General features: G+C 70.8%; 18 protein-coding genes. 15 read left to right on the plus strand and 3 right to left on the minus strand.

Annotated features, from left to right (window positions below):
• The first annotated feature begins 1 nt into the window (after position 1).
• The 4 genes from frdA to frdD are packed head-to-tail and all read left to right on the plus strand — an operon-like array spanning position 2 to position 3,255.
• Complete coding sequence (frdA, locus tag ABD858_RS30775) at positions 2-1,753, plus strand: fumarate reductase (quinol) flavoprotein subunit (RefSeq protein ID WP_345043682.1); 1,752 nt, start codon at positions 2-4, stop codon at positions 1,751-1,753.
• Positions 1,754-1,755: 2 nt separating this feature from the next.
• Entirely contained in the window at positions 1,756-2,511 is a 756-nt protein-coding gene (locus ABD858_RS30780; protein ID WP_345043685.1) for a succinate dehydrogenase/fumarate reductase iron-sulfur subunit, read from the plus strand.
• The gene (locus tag ABD858_RS30785; protein WP_345043687.1) at positions 2,508-2,900 is read left to right on the plus strand and encodes a succinate dehydrogenase/fumarate reductase transmembrane subunit; all 393 of its coding nucleotides are present in this window, start codon (positions 2,508-2,510) and stop codon (positions 2,898-2,900) included. The genes ABD858_RS30780 and ABD858_RS30785 overlap by 4 nt, the downstream gene beginning before the upstream one ends.
• Before the next feature lie 4 nt (positions 2,901-2,904).
• Positions 2,905-3,255: a fumarate reductase subunit FrdD gene (gene frdD / locus ABD858_RS30790; protein ID WP_345043688.1), complete on the plus strand. Its 351-nt coding sequence runs from the start codon at positions 2,905-2,907 to the stop codon at positions 3,253-3,255.
• Here frdD and ABD858_RS30795 read toward each other — a convergent pair.
• Positions 3,234-4,019, minus strand: coding sequence for a VOC family protein (locus ABD858_RS30795; RefSeq protein WP_345043691.1), 786 nt, complete (start codon positions 4,017-4,019; stop codon positions 3,234-3,236). The two genes, frdD and ABD858_RS30795, sit on opposite strands and share 22 nt — an antisense overlap.
• A 164-nt stretch (positions 4,020-4,183) precedes the next feature.
• Here ABD858_RS30795 and ABD858_RS30800 point away from each other — a divergent pair, with 164 nt between their 5' ends.
• Both ABD858_RS30800 and ABD858_RS30805 read left to right on the plus strand, forming a co-directional pair.
• Positions 4,184-4,624 carry a tyrosinase family oxidase copper chaperone gene (locus ABD858_RS30800; protein WP_425586279.1) on the plus strand — a complete coding sequence of 147 codons (441 nt, stop codon included), beginning with the start codon at positions 4,184-4,186 and terminating at the stop codon, positions 4,622-4,624.
• A complete protein-coding gene (locus ABD858_RS30805; protein ID WP_345043693.1) occupies positions 4,608-5,480 on the plus strand; it encodes a tyrosinase family protein in 873 nt (290 codons plus the stop codon). Before ABD858_RS30800 ends, ABD858_RS30805 begins: the two co-directional genes overlap by 17 nt.
• Before the next feature lie 76 nt (positions 5,481-5,556).
• Here the strand turns inward: ABD858_RS30805 and ABD858_RS30810 are convergent, their stop codons facing one another.
• Positions 5,557-6,069 (minus strand): chaplin, encoded by a 513-nt coding sequence (locus tag ABD858_RS30810; protein WP_345043696.1) that lies wholly within the window; start codon positions 6,067-6,069, stop codon positions 5,557-5,559.
• A gap of 256 nt (positions 6,070-6,325) precedes the next feature.
• Between ABD858_RS30810 and ABD858_RS30815 the strand changes: the two genes are divergently transcribed.
• Positions 6,326-6,667, plus strand: coding sequence for an STAS domain-containing protein (locus ABD858_RS30815; RefSeq protein ID WP_345043699.1), 342 nt, complete (start codon positions 6,326-6,328; stop codon positions 6,665-6,667).
• 63 nt (positions 6,668-6,730) lie between these two features.
• On the opposite strand, the gene ABD858_RS30820 is transcribed toward ABD858_RS30815, so the two are convergent.
• Positions 6,731-7,252 (minus strand): SixA phosphatase family protein, encoded by a 522-nt coding sequence (locus ABD858_RS30820; protein ID WP_345043700.1) that lies wholly within the window; start codon positions 7,250-7,252, stop codon positions 6,731-6,733.
• Between the two features lie 201 nt (positions 7,253-7,453).
• Here ABD858_RS30820 and ABD858_RS30825 point away from each other — a divergent pair, with 201 nt between their 5' ends.
• The 8 genes from ABD858_RS30825 to ABD858_RS30860 all read left to right on the plus strand — a co-directional run bounded on the left by ABD858_RS30825 (position 7,454) and on the right by ABD858_RS30860 (position 15,198).
• The gene (locus ABD858_RS30825) at positions 7,454-8,326 is read left to right on the plus strand and encodes a peptidoglycan-binding domain-containing protein (RefSeq protein WP_345043703.1); all 873 of its coding nucleotides are present in this window, start codon (positions 7,454-7,456) and stop codon (positions 8,324-8,326) included.
• 143 nt (positions 8,327-8,469) lie between these two features.
• Positions 8,470-9,036, plus strand: coding sequence for a cysteine dioxygenase family protein (locus tag ABD858_RS30830; RefSeq protein ID WP_345043705.1), 567 nt, complete (start codon positions 8,470-8,472; stop codon positions 9,034-9,036).
• On the plus strand, positions 9,036-10,076 hold the full coding sequence (locus ABD858_RS30835) for a YeiH family protein (RefSeq protein ID WP_345045025.1): 1,041 nt from the start codon (positions 9,036-9,038) through the stop codon (positions 10,074-10,076). The genes ABD858_RS30830 and ABD858_RS30835 overlap by 1 nt, the downstream gene beginning before the upstream one ends.
• A 76-nt stretch (positions 10,077-10,152) precedes the next feature.
• Positions 10,153-10,575: a hypothetical protein gene (locus ABD858_RS30840; RefSeq protein WP_345043708.1), complete on the plus strand. Its 423-nt coding sequence runs from the start codon at positions 10,153-10,155 to the stop codon at positions 10,573-10,575.
• 496 nt (positions 10,576-11,071) lie between these two features.
• Positions 11,072-12,169 carry a PLP-dependent cysteine synthase family protein gene (locus ABD858_RS30845; protein WP_345043709.1) on the plus strand — a complete coding sequence of 366 codons (1,098 nt, stop codon included), beginning with the start codon at positions 11,072-11,074 and terminating at the stop codon, positions 12,167-12,169.
• Positions 12,166-13,455, plus strand: coding sequence for an MFS transporter (locus ABD858_RS30850; protein ID WP_345043712.1), 1,290 nt, complete (start codon positions 12,166-12,168; stop codon positions 13,453-13,455). The genes ABD858_RS30845 and ABD858_RS30850 overlap by 4 nt, the downstream gene beginning before the upstream one ends.
• A gap of 121 nt (positions 13,456-13,576) precedes the next feature.
• Positions 13,577-13,963 (plus strand): hypothetical protein, encoded by a 387-nt coding sequence (locus tag ABD858_RS30855; RefSeq protein ID WP_345043715.1) that lies wholly within the window; start codon positions 13,577-13,579, stop codon positions 13,961-13,963.
• A 173-nt stretch (positions 13,964-14,136) separates the two neighbouring features.
• Positions 14,137-15,198 (plus strand): trypsin-like serine peptidase, encoded by a 1,062-nt coding sequence (locus tag ABD858_RS30860; protein ID WP_345043716.1) that lies wholly within the window; start codon positions 14,137-14,139, stop codon positions 15,196-15,198.
• Positions 15,199-15,218: the final 20 nt, after the last annotated feature.

Here is a 15,218-nt window from a genome sequence, read left to right on the forward strand (position 1 = left end):
CATGACCGCCTCTCACGACGTCGTGGTGATCGGTGGCGGGGGAGCGGGGCTGCGCGCAGCCATCGCCGTCGCGGAGACCGATCCGCGGCTGAGCGTGGCGGTCATTTCGAAGGTCTACCCGATGCGCAGCCACACGGTGTCCGCCGAGGGCGGGGCCGCCGCGGTCGCCGGCGCCGACGACAGCCTCGACGAACACGCCTACGACACCGTGTCCGGCGGGGACTGGCTGTGCGACCAGGATGCCGTCGAGGCCTTCGTCCGCGAGGCGCCGCGCGAACTGTTGCGCCTTGAGCACTGGGGCTGCCCATGGAGCCGGCAGCCGGACGGGCGTATCGCGGTACGCGCCTTCGGCGGCATGAAGAAGAAGCGCACGTGGTTCGCCGCGGACAAGACCGGGTTCCACATGCTGCACACCCTGTTCCAGACCGCCCTGTCCTACCGGGACATCGTCCGCTACGACGAGTGGTTCGTCAGCACCCTGCTCGTCGACGAGGGGAGGGTGCGCGGTGTGGTGGCGATCGAGCTGGCCACCGGCCGCGTCGAGACCATCACCGCGGGCGCAGTCGTCGTGTGCACGGGGGGCTGCGGCCGGATCTACCCGTTCACCACCAACGCCAACATCAAGACCGGCGACGGCATGGCCCTGGCCTACCGGGCCGGGGCGCCGCTGAAGGACATGGAGTTCGTCCAGTACCACCCCACAGGACTGCCCTTCACCGGAATCCTGATCACGGAGGCCGCACGTGCCGAGGGCGGATGGCTGCTCAACAAGGACGGCTACCGCTATCTGCAGGACTACGACCTCGGCCGGCCCGAACCCGTGCCGGTGCTGCGCAGCATGGAGCTCGGACCGAGGGACCGGCTGTCGCAGGCGTTCGTGCACGAGCTCGACAAGGGCCGGACGATCCCCACCCCGCACGGGCCCGTCGTCCATCTGGACCTGCGTCATCTCGGGGCGGAACTCATCGACGGCAAGCTGCCCTTCGTACGCGAGCTGTGTCTGAAGTACCAGAACATCGACCCGGTCGGGGAACTGATCCCGGTGCGGCCCGTCGTCCACTACATGATGGGGGGCATCCACACCGACATGGACGGTGCCACCGGCCTCGACGGCCTCTACGCCGCCGGTGAGGCGGCCTGCGTCAGTATCAACGGCGCCAACCGGCTGGGCTCCAACTCCCTCCCCGAGCTGCTCGTCTTCGGCGCCCGGGCCGGCCGGGCCGCCGCCGAGTACGCCGCATCCGTCGCGGGTCCGGGGCCCGGTGCCGCGATTCTGGCGCAGGGGCGCGAAGAGCGCCGCCGACTGGAGCTCGAACTGGCGCGGTACGCGGAACCCGGCCCGGAACGCATCGCGGACATCCGTATCGCGATGCAGAACACCATGGAGCGCAGCGCCGGGATCTACCGCGACGGAGCGTCCCTCGCCGGGGCGGTACAGGCGCTGCACCGGCTGCGGGAGAGGTTCGCCGGTGTCGCTGTCGGCGATCGCAGCCGGACGTTCAACACCGACTTGATCGCTCTGCTCGAACTGTCGTTCATGCTGGATGTGGCCGAGACCGTCGTCCACAGCGCGCTGCGGCGCGAGGAGTCGCGAGGCGCGCACCAGCGCACCGACTTCCCCGGCCGGGACGACCGGCGGTACCTGGCCCATTCGCTCGTCCACCGCGAACCCGACGGCAGCCCGCGGGTGGAGTACCTGCCGGTGACCGTCACCCGGTGGTCCCCCGGGGAACGCGTGTACGGGAGGCAGTAGCCATGACGGACACGGACAAGGACCGGATCACCCTCCAGGTGGCCCGCTACCGGCCGGAACAGGAGACCGAACCGACCTGGCAGTCGTACGAGGTGCCCCTGCGCAAGGAGTGGACGGTCCTCGACGGGCTCAACCACATCAAGGACCATCTGGACGGCACGCTCTCCTATCGCTGGTCCTGCCGGATGGGCATCTGCGGCAGCTGCGGCATGACCGTCGACGGTGAGCCCCAGCTGAGTTGTGCCGCCTTCCTGACGGACTCGGCGCCGGGGCCGGTGCGTGTCGAGCCGCTGGGCAACTTTCCCGTCATCCGCGATCTTGTCGTCGAGATCGGCGACTTCATGAACAAGCTGACCGAGGTCAAGCCCTGGATCATCCGCCCCGAGGACAAGCCGCCCGACGAGGGCGAATATCTTCAGACCCCGGACGAGATGGACGAATTCAAGCAGTACAGCATGTGCATCAACTGCATGCTCTGCTACGCGGCCTGCCCGGTGTACGCGCTCGATCCCGAGTTCCTCGGGCCGGCCGCCATCGCTCTCGCCCAGCGCTACAACCTCGACTCACGTGACGCGGGAGCCGCCGACCGGCGGAACGTCCTCGACTCCGCCAAGGGCGTATGGGCCTGCACCCTGGTCGGCGAGTGCAGCACGGCCTGCCCCAAGGACGTCGACCCGGCCGGGGCCATCCAGCGCTACAAGCTCACAGCGGCCACGCGATCGCTCCGAGAACTCCTCTGGCCATGGGGGGCGCGATGAGCCGGACCGCTCTCTACCGCAAGCCGGTCCCCACCTTCTGGTGGCTGGGGCGACGCTCCTACGCCGTCTTCGTCCTGCGCGAGCTCAGCAGCGTCTTCATCGCCTGGTTCGTGGTGTTCCTGTTGCTCATGGCCGGTGCGATCGCCGAAGGCAGTGGGGAGTACCGGCGGTTCCAGGACTGGAGCGCCAACTGGTGGGTCGTCCTGCTGAACGTGATTGCCCTGCTCTTCGTCCTGCTGCACACCGTCACCTGGTTCGGCCTGGCACCCCGGGCCATGGTCGTACGGCTGAGGGGCCGGCGCGTCCGGCCGAGATCGATCGTGGCGTTGCACTACCTGCTCTGGGCGCTGCTGACGGCGGCCGTCGCATGGCTGATCCTGGACGGATGACGTGATGACCAGGAGATCACCGGAATCCCTGCTGTGGCTGTTGTTCAGCGCGGGCGGCACGGCGGCCGCCCTGCTGGTCCCCGTCCTGCTGTTCCTGTTCGGCGTGGCCTTCCCGCTGGGCTGGATCCCGGACCCCGGGTATACGCATCTGCTCTCGGTGCTGCGGCACCCCGTCGCCAAGGTGATCCTTTTCGGTCTGTGCGTGCTGTGCCTGTTCCACTGGGCACATCGTTTCCGCTACACCCTCTACGACGGACTGCAGCTCAAGCCACTGAGCAAGACGATCAACCTGTTCTGCTACGGCGGCGCGGCAGCCGGATCGGTCGCGGCGGGCTATGTCCTGTTCTCGGTCTGACGGATCACGGAGAACCGGCCGCCCTCGGCGTCCCGGAGCTGCGCGACCCGCCCGTACGGAGTGTCGTGCGGCTCCCGCACCATCTCGCCGCCCAGGCGCACGGCCTCCTCGGCGACCGCCTCGGTGTCGGTGACCGAGAAGAACACCTCCCACGAGGCCCGGCCCGGCTCCCCCTTGGCCAGTGCGGCGACGTCGTGTCCCTCGGCACGCAGCACCACCCGTTCGTGCTCGTAACGCGCCTCGAAGTGTTCCACGGGCCGTCCGTCCCAGGCGAAGACCTCCCCGTAGAACAGCGCGGCCGCGAACGGGTCCGGAGTCCGCAGCTCGATCCACACCGGGGCGCCGGGCGTCCGGTGGAAGAGGGGACGGCCGCTCTCGGCCTCCCAGAAGCCGAACACCGCTCCTGCGGGATCGGCAGCCAGCCCGAGGCGCCCGGCCTCGAAGGCCAGCGGCCCCACCGCCATCGTCCCGCCGCGTTCCCGCACGCGTGCGGCGACGGCGGCCACGTCCTCGGTGCCGAAGTACGTGGTCCACACCACCGGGCCCTGCCACTGCGTGGTGTTCATGCTCAGACCCGCCACCTCGATTCCGTCGCCCACCACCGCCCGTACATAGGGACCAAGGCGGTCAGGAGCCGGCTCGAAGTCCCAGCCCAGCAAGGGACCGTAGAACGCCTGAGCCCGGTCGAGATCATGTGCCATCAGGCTGACCCAGCACGGCACCGCGGGCACGCACGGCACCCTGACCTTCGTCTTGCTGCCCATCGCCACGTCTCTCCAGGCCGGGAACACAGGTGCCCTCACCCTAGATTCCGATCCGTCGCCGCTCCGGCACACACGCCGGGGCCCGCATACGGAGGAATTTGCGCAACTGTTTCGTGATGCCGTCGTTGTGCGGACCGGACATGGCCGACGAGGGGAGATCAAAGATGATCAGCGCTGTGCCGGGCGGATACGGGAACCACGCCTCGGCCCGGGTCGGGCGGTCGGTCGGTCTCCTCTCGCGCCGGGCGGCGCTGCGGACGCTGTTCGTCTGCGGCGTCGTGTCCGGCACCGGCGCGACCCTCGCCCCGGTCGTAGCCTCGCCCACGGGCATCCCGAGCGGTGCGTTCGACGAGATGTACCGGGGCCGTCGCATCCGCGGCGTGTACTGCGAGGGTCGCATCGACGTCACCGTCGACGGACGGCCCCTGCATCTCATGCGGCGCGCGGACGGCGGCTACCTCAGCATGGTGGACCACTACGAGTCGCATCCGACGCCGCTCGCCGCGACCCGCGCGGCGGTGGACGAACTGGGCACCGCTCAGCTGTCGGCCGGCCCCGCCCACCGCCCCTGGCCACGAGAGAGCCGCAATGGTCTACATCCGTAAGAATCAACGCCATCTGACAAGAGCGGAGAAGAAGGCATTCGTCGCCGCCGTTCTCGAACTCAAGCGCCGGGGGCGCTACGACGACTTCGTCCGCCTGCATATCGACTTCTACGTCGCCGACGGCGACGGAGGTCTGCGGGTCGCCCATATGACGCCCTCGTTCCTGCCCTGGCACCGTAAGTACCTGCTGGAGTTCGAGCGGGCGCTGCAGAGTGTGGATCCCGCGGTCTCCATCCCGTACTGGGACTGGACGACGGACAACACTCCCGCCGCGTCCCTGTGGGGCGAGGACTTCCTCGGCGGCAACGGCCGGCGGACAGACCGTCAGGTGATGACCGGACCCTTCGCGTATGCCGGGGGCAACTGGGAGATCCGCGCGAGCCTGACGGAGGACAGGTTCCTCACACGGGACCTCGGACGCCCGGCCAACCCCCTCGAGCTGCCGACGAAGGAGGAAGTGGCCTGGGCGACGGACGATCCCGTGTACGACGCACCCCCCTGGGACTCCACCTCGACCACAGGCTTCCGGAACAAACTGGAGGGGTGGACATCGGGCAGCGGCAATGACAAATGGCGCAACCACAACCGGGTCCACCGCTGGGTGGGCGGCCATATGCTCACGGGAGCGTCGGTCAACGACCCGGTGTTCTGGCTCCACCATGCCTTCGTCGACCTCATCTGGTCACGGTGGCAGAACAGGTACCCCAAGTCGGAGCCGTACCTGCCGAAGAAGCCGCCGCCGTCCGGGGATCCGCAGCACGGGCGCGTCGCCGCCCGCGACGAACCGATGCCGCCGTGGGGTGTGAAGCCGTCCGAGATCTTCGACCATCACGGGATCTACCGTTACGCCACATAGCCCGTGGCAGCCGTACGGCCCCGGCGGCGAACCGCCGGGGCCGTACGGAGGAAGAGCAGCCGGGGCGCCGATGGCGTCAGTCGCCGTAGCCGCCCGGCTCGGTCGGCTTGGGCTCGGCGGGCTTGGGCTCGGCGGGCTTGGGCTCGGTCGGCTTGGGCTCGGCGGGCTTGGGCTCGGCGGGCTTGGGCTCGGTCGGCTTGGGCTCGGCGGGCTTGGGCTCGGTCGGCTTGGGCTCGGTCGGCTTGGGCTCGGCGGGCTTGGGCTCGGTCGGCTTCGGCTCGGTCGGCTTCGGCTCGGTCGGCTTGGGCTCGGCGGGCTCACCCGTGTTGACCGGGACAGCGGTGCTGCCGCCCTGGTTCTCGCAGAAGCTGCCGAAGGCCGGGTTCAGCAGGCCGACGACGTTCACGGTGTTGCCGCAGATGTTGATCGGGATGTGCACCGGGACCTGGGCGTTGTTGCCGGAGACGACTCCGGGCGAGCCCGCGGTGCCGCCGTAGGCTCCTGAATCCGCGGTGGCCAGACCGGCACAGCTGATCACAACGGCGCTCGTGCCTGCGATTACGGCGGCTGTCTTCGCGATGCGAGACATCAAGATCTCCTTGGAGGTCGAAAACCGGCCGCAAGACCGCGGCCGTCAGTCCCTATCAACGCTCGGGATCACCCTGGGTAACGGGGCACCAGCCGTACGGGTCACCCGGGGTCGTATCGCGTACGTCCAGCAGGCCACCCCCCGCTGCCTGCCTGGCCGCGCACCACCGTCGCACGCTGACCGGCTTCCGCCTCGCCCGCCGAATACGGCCCGATCACGCGGTGACGGGCAGCCCGCGAAAGGCTGAAGAACGAACATGACCATAGAGTCGCGCTACACCGCCGAGCAGGATCTCGGCATCCTCTCCGTCGCCGGACACCTCGGCAGGGATGCCGCATCCCGCTTCACCGGCGCCGTCGGCCGGGTCCTGGCCCGCGGCACCGGGCCGGTGATCGTCGATCTCAGCGGACTGCGCGGCTGGTCCGTGGAAGGGCAGCCGGCCATTGCCGACGCCGCCCGCCGACTCGCCGGGCACGAGCGTGCCCTGGAACTGGCCGGCATCCCGGCCGACGGTTCCGTCGTCCCCGACCGCGGATGCCCGTCCATCCCGGTCCACTCCGACCTGGCCACCGCGCTCGCCGTCCACGCGGCGCGGTGACGCGTCCGAGCCTCGGCAGGAGTGGCGCACCATGGGCCGACCGAACTGACGGCACCCCCACGGTCATGTGCCGCGCGGCGCCGCGAAGCGGGTCAGTCTCGCGCCGTGCGGCGCGAGGTCCTGCCAGAGCACGTCCACGGACAGCACCGCGAGGGCGGATGTCGGGAACTTCGCCCTCACGTCGGCCAGGGAGCCCTCGTCGGCGTCACCGGCGAGCTCCAGCACGAAGTCCTGTGCGCCGGGGTTGTGCCCGATCAGCAGCAGGGTGCGGTACTCGTCGGGGGTCTCCCGTACGACGTCGAGCAGTTCGGAGACGGTCGCCCCGTACACCCGCTCGTCGTACGACACCACCGGTGCTCCGCCGAGTTCGCCGGAGGCGCCTTCCCATGTCTCGCGGGTGCGGCGAGCCGTCGAGCACACCACGAGATCCGGCAGGAGGCCGTGCTTCTCGAGCCAGCGCCCCACCGCCGGCGCATCGCGCCGGCCGCGCGGAGCCAGGGGGCGTTCATGGTCGGCGATGTCGTCGGGCCAGGCGGACTTGGCGTGGCGGAGGACGATCAGTCTCCGGGCCGGGTGGCGCTTCATACCTCAGAGTGTCCCCGGACCGCCACGATCCTGCCAGAACCGTGCTCCGGGCGGCGCAAGCTGTCCGACGGTCAGGCGACACCCCGGTGAACTCTTCGGCCGTGGAACCGGCGGGCGGCGAAAGCGGCGTCCCGGTTGCTCACCATGCCCTCGGGATCTGCATAATCAGTGCGTTCGGCGTGCAGGGGAGGAGAGTCGCCGGTGGCTGCAGGGATATCGGAGAACGACGGGGTGCCGACCGGGGGCCACGCGGAGTGGAACACCGAGCAGACGGACGGCTCGACGGTCAGGCCGTTGATCGGGATCGCGGACGGCGGACCGGACGAGGCGGACCTCGGCCTGTTTGCGACGCAGCAGTTCGCAGACGGAACCGCGGAGATCCCTCGGCAGTCCCCGGATCCGTACGAGCCGCGACCGGCCGGAACCGGCGGCCCCGGCCGCAGGCGTCGTGCCAAGCGCCGCACCCGCAAAGGTCTGGTCGTGGCCGTCGCCGTCGTCGCAGCCGTTGTGACAGCGGGCATCGTCGGCCTGGCCGACGGGACGCCGAGCGACAAGGTCCGGGACGATCTGTCGGCCCCCGACGACGGCAGCGCCGTGCCGGGACTGCTGATGCCCTCGCACGAGGCATCCGGTGCCGACGCGACCCGCACAGCCGCGCCCACCGCCTCGCACACCTCCGGTGCCGCCGCCTCGCCCGGTTCGAGTCCGTCGCCGCAGACTTCCTCCGGCTTGCCGTCCGTGCCGGCCACCCCCGCCGCGACCGGGTCGCCCGGGGCGGGCAGTCCGAGCCGGCCGGGCAGTCCGAGCAGCCCGGCCCGGGACAATGGTGATGACGGCCCTGTCGCCGACGGGACGGTCCTCAAGCCCGGCTACCGTGGCTCCGAGGTGGTCGAGTTGCAGGAGCGGCTGCGGCAGGTCGGCCTCTACGACGGGCCCTCGGACGGCAAATACGACGGCGGTGTGAAGTCCGCCGTGCAGCGTTACCAGCAGGGCTACCAGGTGACAGGTGACGAAACGGGCTTCTACGGGCCGAACACCCGCCGCTCGCTGGAGTCCCGGACCTCCGGGTCCTGAGCAGGTCTCCCAATTTCCGCTTATGGATGGTGCCATGTGCCGCTCCGGAAACGCGCACACGGCCGGATCCATAAGCAGGGGCAGGGGACCGGGCAAGAAATCGTGCTTGGACGTGATGGATCGAGTGGGCGCACGCTGCCGTCATGACCTCTCCGATCGCGGCCACGCCCACCGCCCCCCGGACCACCCGACGCCTCGGCGCGCTCGTGGACGAGATACGCGAGGCGGTGGGGCGGGGGCTGCCACCGGAACTGACCGCCTATCTGGTGGGTGAGCGGCTGGCTCCGTACCTCGGCGCGGAGGATCTGCTCACCGAGGAGCAGTGCCAGGGGGACCCCGAGCGCTACCGCCAGCACATTCTGCACGCCGAGCGGGACGGCAGCTTCTCCGTGGTGGCGCTGGTCTGGCTGCCGGGGCAGGCGACTTCGGTCCACGACCACGTCTCCTGGTGTGTGACCGGCGTCCACCGGGGTGAGGAGAGCGAGCGGCGCTACCGGCTGGTCCCGGACGGTACGACGGCCCGTCTGGTCGCCACCGAGGACGTGGTGAACCGTCGGGGCGACGTGGCGGCGTTCGCGCCGCCCGGCGACATCCACCGGGTGCGGAACGCCGGCACGTGCACGGCCCAGTCCCTGCACATCTACGGCGCAGACATCTCCCGTCTGGGCACCAGCGTCCGGCGTGTGTACGAACTGCCGGCCGACCGGTGATGGTGCTCACCGGCTCACGCACCCGTCCTGTGACGGCACACCGCAAGCCGCCCGTCCCGCGCAGTGCTCCCGGGCTCGCGCTGGCCGCCGCCGGGGTCGGTGCTGCATGGCTCGTCCACACGGCCGTCCCCGCGGTGCCGATGCTCACCGCCGCGGTCGTGCTGGGCATCGCCGCCGCGCACACCCCCTGGCTGCGCGTGCGGGTGCGCGGCGGCTGCCGCCCCGGCCTGTCCCTCGCCGCCAAGCGGCTGATGCGGATCGGGATCGTCCTGCTCGGCCTGAAACTGAGCCTGGGGGATGTGCTGGGGCTCGGCTGGTCGACCGTCGCGATGGTGCTGGCCGTGGTGGCCGCGACCCTCTGGGGCACCTGGTGGCTGGGTCGGCGGCTGGGGCTGCCCGGCGGCCGGCCGTTGCTGATCGCCTCCGGGTACGCCATCTGCGGGGCGTCCGCCATCGGCGCGGTGAGCGCCGTCCACGACAGCGAGGAGGACGACGTCGTCACCTCGGTCGCCCTGGTGACCCTGTGCGGCACGCTGGCCATCGCCGTACTGCCCTTGCTGCACGGCCCGCTGGGCCTGTCCGACGTCCAGTTCGGACGCTGGGTGGGCGCGAGCGTCCACGACGTCGGCCAGGTGGTGGCCACCGCCCAGACCGCCGGGCCCGGCGCGCTGGGCGAGGCCGTGCTGGTCAAACTCATACGCGTGGCCCTGCTTGCCCCGCTGGTCGCGGCCCTCGCGGTGACAGCCCGCCGACGTGGCCGCACAGCCCGAGCCGCCGGACGCCCGCCGATCATCCCCCTGTTCGTCGCGGGTTTCCTCGCCATGGTCGCCCTCCGCACCACCGGAGTGCTTCCCGACCCGGTGCTGTCGGCCGCCGGGACAGCGCAGGAACTGCTGCTCGCGGCCGCCCTCTTCGGCCTCGGGAGCGCCGTCCATCTGCCCTCCCTGACCCGTACCGGATTGCGCGTCGCGACGCTCGGCCTCACCGCCTGGGTGATCGTCGCCGCTGCGTCCTACGCGGGCGTCCTGCTGACGACATAGGGCCGTTCGGGTGGTGCACACGTCGTTCACCCGGGCCGCGCCCGTGAACTGCACGGCACGCGGCTAGGGTCACGGCGTGGTCACGGCCCGGCCTTCTGTCTGTGCGTCGCGGACCCGCCTCATCCCGGCGGCTCCGTGGCGACTGCTGTGGCTGCCGGTTCTCCTCTGCGGGCTGCTGTACACCCATGGCCTCGGCGGGGAGAGCGTCACCGGCCACCTGGCGGGCGGCGTGGCCGTGACCTCTCCGGTCTCTCCCCGGACCGTCACCGAGAGGCACGCCCCGTTGCCCGGTCATCACGGCGGCGGTGAGGAGTCCCATCCGGACGAGGAGTGCGTGTCCGCCCAGCCGCCGGCCGGCCCCGGCCCGGCCGCGCACTGCGCGTCCCGCCCGGTCGCCGTTTCCTCGGCCGACCTGCACTTCCATGTCTTCGTACCGCCGTCGGCCGGCGGCGGACCGATGCCCCCGCCACCGTCGGCTCCGACGGCCCTGCGTATTTAGACCCGGCGTCCTCCGAACCTGTCCGCCGCCTGCCGCACGCCCGGAACGGGCGTCGCGGCCGCCATTCGGAGTACTTGTGACGCCCACATCCCTGGTACGTGGCCCATGGCTGCCTCTGCTCGTCGGTGGCCTTCTGCTGCTGACCCTCCACTGCCTTGTCACGGGGCACGAAGCAGAACACCTTCACCCCCCGGCCTCCATGACGGACCGTCATCAGTCCCGGCACGAGTGCGGGCACTCCGTCCTCGCCCTGGTGACCGACACTGCCGCAGCGCGCCAGGGAGCCGGCCGCGGTGGCGGACCGAAGGGGTCCCCTGCGGTCGGGGACCCCGCGTCGGCCGCGCCGTCGGCGCGGCCCCTTGCCGCCGGCTTCCCCTGGCGCGTCGCGCGCACCGGCAGGGAAACCCTTGCTCGCGTCTGCCGGTGGCGGACGTAGATCTCGTCGGCCCCACCGGCGAGAACTACCTCCCACCTGCACATCGAGCGAGAGCGAACCATGAATCGTCCGACGATCAATGACGTCACCTCCGTCGGTTCCGGACTCCCCGGACTGGTCGGGGACACCCCGCTGCTGAGGGTGTCGGAGCCCCTCACCCCGGCCGGCCGCGGCTTTTGGGCCAAGTTGGAGGGCTTCAACCCCGGAGGCATCAAGGACCGGCCCGCCCTGCACATGGTCGAACGGGCCCGTGCCCGCGGCGAACTGCGCCCCGGCGGGACGATCATCGAGTCCACCAGCGGAACGCTCGGCCTGGGCCTGGCCCTGGCCGGCATGGTCTACGGCCATCCGGTCATCCTGGTCACGGATCCGGGCCTCGAACCGTCCATGGCCCAGCTGCTGAGGGCGTACGGCGCCCGGGTCGACATCGTCACCGAACCGCACCCGGGCGGCGGCTGGCAGCAGGCCCGCCGCGACCGAGTGGCCCAACTGCGCGAGCGGCACCCCGGCTCCTGGTGTCCCGACCAGTACGGCAACCCCGACAACGTCGCCGCCTACACCGCGCTGGCCCTGGAACTCGCCACGGAACTGCGCCATGTCGACGTCCTGGTGTGCAGCGTCGGCACCGGCGGCCATTCCGCGGGCATCTTCCGCGTACTGCGCCAGTTCTGTCCCGAGTTGAAGCTGGTCGGCGTCGACACCGTCGGCTCCATCATCTTCGGGCAGCCCGCCCGCTCCCGGCTGATGCGCGGCCTGGGGTCGAGCATCCATCCGCGCAACGTCGCCCACGGTCACTTCTCCGAGGTGCACTGGGTGGCCCCGGCCGAGGCCGTGTGGACCTGCCGTCGGCTGGCCGCCTCCCACTACGCCACCGGCGGTTGGAGTGTGGGCGCGGTCGCCCTGGTGGCCGGCTGGCTGGCCCGTACACTGTCGGCCGACACCCGTATCGTGGCGGTCTTCCCCGACGGGCCGCAGCGCTATCTGGGCACCGTGTACGACGACGAGTACTGCGCCGGCCACGGCCTGCTCGAAGGCCCGCCGGCCACGGAACCCGAGGTGATCGGCCGTCCCGACGAGAAGGAAGTCACCTGCTGGACGCGGTGCACGACGGTCGTCGACCCGGTCGCCGTCGCCTCCGGGAGCGGGGTGCGGCGGTGAGGAATCCTCTTGCCGGTGCGCGCTCCTTCGACCGCAGCGTGCGGTTGCTGATGGTCAATCAGTTCACCATCAATCTCGGCTTCTACATGCTCATGCCCTATCTCGCCCAGCACCTGGCCGGGACACTCGGACTCGCCGCCTGGACGGTCGGCCTCATCCTGGGCGTACGCAACTTCAGCCAGCAGGGGATGTTCTTCTTCGGCGGCACGCTCGCCGACCGATTCGGCTACAAGCCGATGATCATCACCGGTCTGATGCTGCGCATCGTCGGATTCGCGGTGCTGGGGCTCGTCGACTCGCTGCCCGCGCTGCTGGCCGCCTCGGCAGCCACCGGGCTGGCTGGAGCGCTGTTCAACCCCGCGGTGCGCGCCTATCTGGCCCATGGCGCCGGTGAACGGCGGGTCGAGGCGTTCGCGCTGTTCAACGTCTTCTACCAGGCCGGGATCCTGCTCGGGCCGCTGTTCGGCGTGGTGCTCACCGGGATCGGCTTCCGGCTGACCTGCCTGGTGGCCGCCGGTGTGTTCGCCGTGCTGTCGGCCGTACAGGTGCGGGCCCTGCCGGCCCGTACTCCGGTGGCCCGGGACGACAGGTCCCTGACCTCGGTGCTGTCGCAGTGGCGCACAGTGGTGGTCAACCGGCCGTTCCTGCTCTTCTCGGTCGCGATGATCGGCTCGTATGCGCTGTCCTTCCAGGTGTATCTGGCCCTCCCGCTCGAAGTCCGGCGGGTGGCCGGGGACGAGCAGGCCGGCACCGTGGGGATCGGGGTGGTGTTCGCCGTCTCGGGTCTGGTCACGATCCTCGGCCAGACCCGGCTGACTGCCTGGTGCAGACAACACCTCGGTGCGGGCAGGTCGCTGGTGGCCGGGCTCGCCGCACTGGGCGCGGCGTTCCTGCCGCCGCTCGCGGCCACCACGATTGCGGTGCCCCCGCAGGGCCCCGCCCGCTGGATGGTCGCGGTCGTGCCTCCGCTGTTGTCGGCGCTGCTGCTGACCCTGGGGACCATGCTCGCCTATCCGTTCGAGATGGACACGATCGTGGCTCTCGCCCAGGATCGTTACGTCGCCACGCACTACGGCCTCTACAACACCATCTGCGGCATCGGGATCACCGCCGGGAACCTGCTGACCGGTGCGGCTCTGGACGCGGCCCGTTCGATCGGGGCACCGGCCCTGCCCTGGGCGGCGCTCGCCGCCCTCGGCGGCGGTTGCGCGCTGGCCGTGCTCGGCCTGCACCGCACCGGCCGTCTCGCCCCGGCCCCGCCCGGGCCCCGGCCCGCGCCCGCCTGAGCCACCGGGGGGCGGGCACCTTCCGGGGCGCCCGCCCCGTTCAGGGCGTGGCGGCCCCGGACCGGGGCAAACAGGACAGATGATGAAAAGAAGACATCCCCAGCCCGAGGAGTAGATCGACGTGACCACCAACAGCCCGGGGCAGGGCTCCGGCCGGCCCGATACGCAGGTCACGGTCCAGCTCAGTGACTGCGCCATGGACGACGCCCGAGCGGTCTTCGACGCACTCGGCCAGGCCTTCGCTCCTGAGGCGGCCTCAGGCGCACGGCCCGCGCCGGGCGGCCGGGCCACCCCCACCGTGTGGATCACGACCTTCGACGTCGCGACCCCACAGGGCGAGACCCGCCCCGCGCAACTGACCGCTCCGGTCACAGCACTGCTCACCGGCGACCATGGCGCCGTGGCCCGGGTGAAGCACGCCCTCGACGAGATGTTCACCGTACGTGCCATCGGAACGTCCTCCGGCGAGCACGAGATGGATCTCCGCCTACTGCTCGAGCAGAGCTGAATTCGGCGCCCGGGCGGCGATCGGGCCCGCGGATGCACTCTCTCCCCCACGGGTCGATACTGAGAGTGATGGGGATCGGTGCGCTGCGCGGGAGGCGCGATGCGGCCCAGGATCGTCTGTGTCCACGGCAACGGGAACAAGGTCCGTCCGCGTGTTCGCGGAGGAGGCGTGAGATGCCGAAGAGGTCACCCGTGGCGACCCGCCCCGAGCAGATCTTCGCGGACCTGCGCGACGTCGCCCGGCGTGTGCGTATCGCCCTGTCCGAGGAGATGGCCGAATCCGCGGAGGAACTTCCCCATGACGCGGCCCCCGCCCGGCAGGTCGGCCACTTCGCCCAACTGGAACGGGCCCGGGTGCTGGCGGCCGGCGTCAGCGGACTCGACAAACTGGCCGACGGCCGGGCGGACCGGATGAGCGACGAAGAGTACTTCGGGGTCGAGGCCGTCGTGCTGTTCGAGGGCAGACCCGCCATCCCGATCCAGGGCCGTGACTTCGCACCGCAGCAGGGCGACTGGTCGGTGCTGAACGTCCACCGGGCCGCCATCCGGGAATCGATCGGCCGGGTCGGCCGGATCGAGGTCACGGGGCACCCCGGCCTGGACTGGGCCGGTACCGCCTTCCTCGTCGGTCCCGAAGCCGTCATGACGAACCGTCATGTCGCTGTGGAGTTCGCGCGGGCCGACGGAAACGGCGGCTGGACCTTCCGGGAGGGCATCAGCGCCCGGGTCGACACGGCCGAGGAGGTCGGCGGCGAACCGGGCGACGGCCCGCCGGAGTTCGACATCACCGACGTGCTCGGCATCCACCAGGACGTCGACATGGCACTGCTCCGCGTCGCCCCGGCATCCGGCACCAACCCGCTGCCCACCCCGCTGGCCGTGGCTGCCGAGCCGCCAGCCGATGTCGCCGGGCGCCGGGTGTATCTCATCGGCTACCCCGCGTGGGACGGTCGTCGCAATGAACCGGAGTCCATGCGCAGGATCTTCATGGACGTCTACAACGTGAAACGCCTCCAGCCCGGCACCGCGACCGAGCTGGTGCCGGACCGGCTCGTCGTCAAGCACGACTGCTCCACCCTGGGCAGCAACAGCGGTTCCCCCGTCATCGACCTCACCGACCACCGCGTCCTCGGTCTCCACTTCGGCGGCCGCTATCGCGTCGGCAACTTCGCCGTACCGCTGTGGCAGCTGGTGGACGATCCGCTGCTGCGCCGCGCCCGGGTCAACTTCGTCTGACCGCCAGGAGGAGAGTGGCG

This window comes from Streptomyces sannanensis, from assembly GCF_039536205.1.
GTDB classification, from domain to species: Bacteria; Actinomycetota; Actinomycetes; order Streptomycetales; family Streptomycetaceae; genus Streptomyces; species Streptomyces sannanensis.

Excerpts from the sequence above, each read along its gene's own strand:
- frdD (WP_345043688.1), top strand. The coding sequence starts at position 2,905 with ATGACCAGGAGATCACCGGAATCCCTGCTGTGGCTGTTGTTCAGCGCG.
- ABD858_RS30780 (WP_345043685.1), top strand. The coding sequence starts at position 1,756 with ATGACGGACACGGACAAGGACCGGATCACCCTCCAGGTGGCCCGCTAC.
- ABD858_RS30820 (WP_345043700.1), bottom strand. The coding sequence starts at position 7,252 with ATGAAGCGCCACCCGGCCCGGAGACTGATCGTCCTCCGCCACGCCAAG.
- ABD858_RS30860 (WP_345043716.1), top strand. The coding sequence starts at position 14,137 with ATGCCGAAGAGGTCACCCGTGGCGACCCGCCCCGAGCAGATCTTCGCG.
- ABD858_RS30810 (WP_345043696.1), bottom strand. The coding sequence starts at position 6,069 with ATGTCTCGCATCGCGAAGACAGCCGCCGTAATCGCAGGCACGAGCGCC.
- ABD858_RS30815 (WP_345043699.1), top strand. The coding sequence starts at position 6,326 with ATGACCATAGAGTCGCGCTACACCGCCGAGCAGGATCTCGGCATCCTC.
- ABD858_RS30845 (WP_345043709.1), top strand. The coding sequence starts at position 11,072 with ATGAATCGTCCGACGATCAATGACGTCACCTCCGTCGGTTCCGGACTC.
- ABD858_RS30835 (WP_345045025.1), top strand. The coding sequence starts at position 9,036 with ATGGTGCTCACCGGCTCACGCACCCGTCCTGTGACGGCACACCGCAAG.
- frdA (WP_345043682.1), top strand. The coding sequence starts at position 2 with ATGACCGCCTCTCACGACGTCGTGGTGATCGGTGGCGGGGGAGCGGGG.
- ABD858_RS30800 (WP_425586279.1), top strand. The coding sequence starts at position 4,184 with ATGATCAGCGCTGTGCCGGGCGGATACGGGAACCACGCCTCGGCCCGG.
- ABD858_RS30830 (WP_345043705.1), top strand. The coding sequence starts at position 8,470 with ATGACCTCTCCGATCGCGGCCACGCCCACCGCCCCCCGGACCACCCGA.
- ABD858_RS30805 (WP_345043693.1), top strand. The coding sequence starts at position 4,608 with ATGGTCTACATCCGTAAGAATCAACGCCATCTGACAAGAGCGGAGAAG.
- ABD858_RS30785 (WP_345043687.1), top strand. The coding sequence starts at position 2,508 with ATGAGCCGGACCGCTCTCTACCGCAAGCCGGTCCCCACCTTCTGGTGG.
- ABD858_RS30795 (WP_345043691.1), bottom strand. The coding sequence starts at position 4,019 with ATGGGCAGCAAGACGAAGGTCAGGGTGCCGTGCGTGCCCGCGGTGCCG.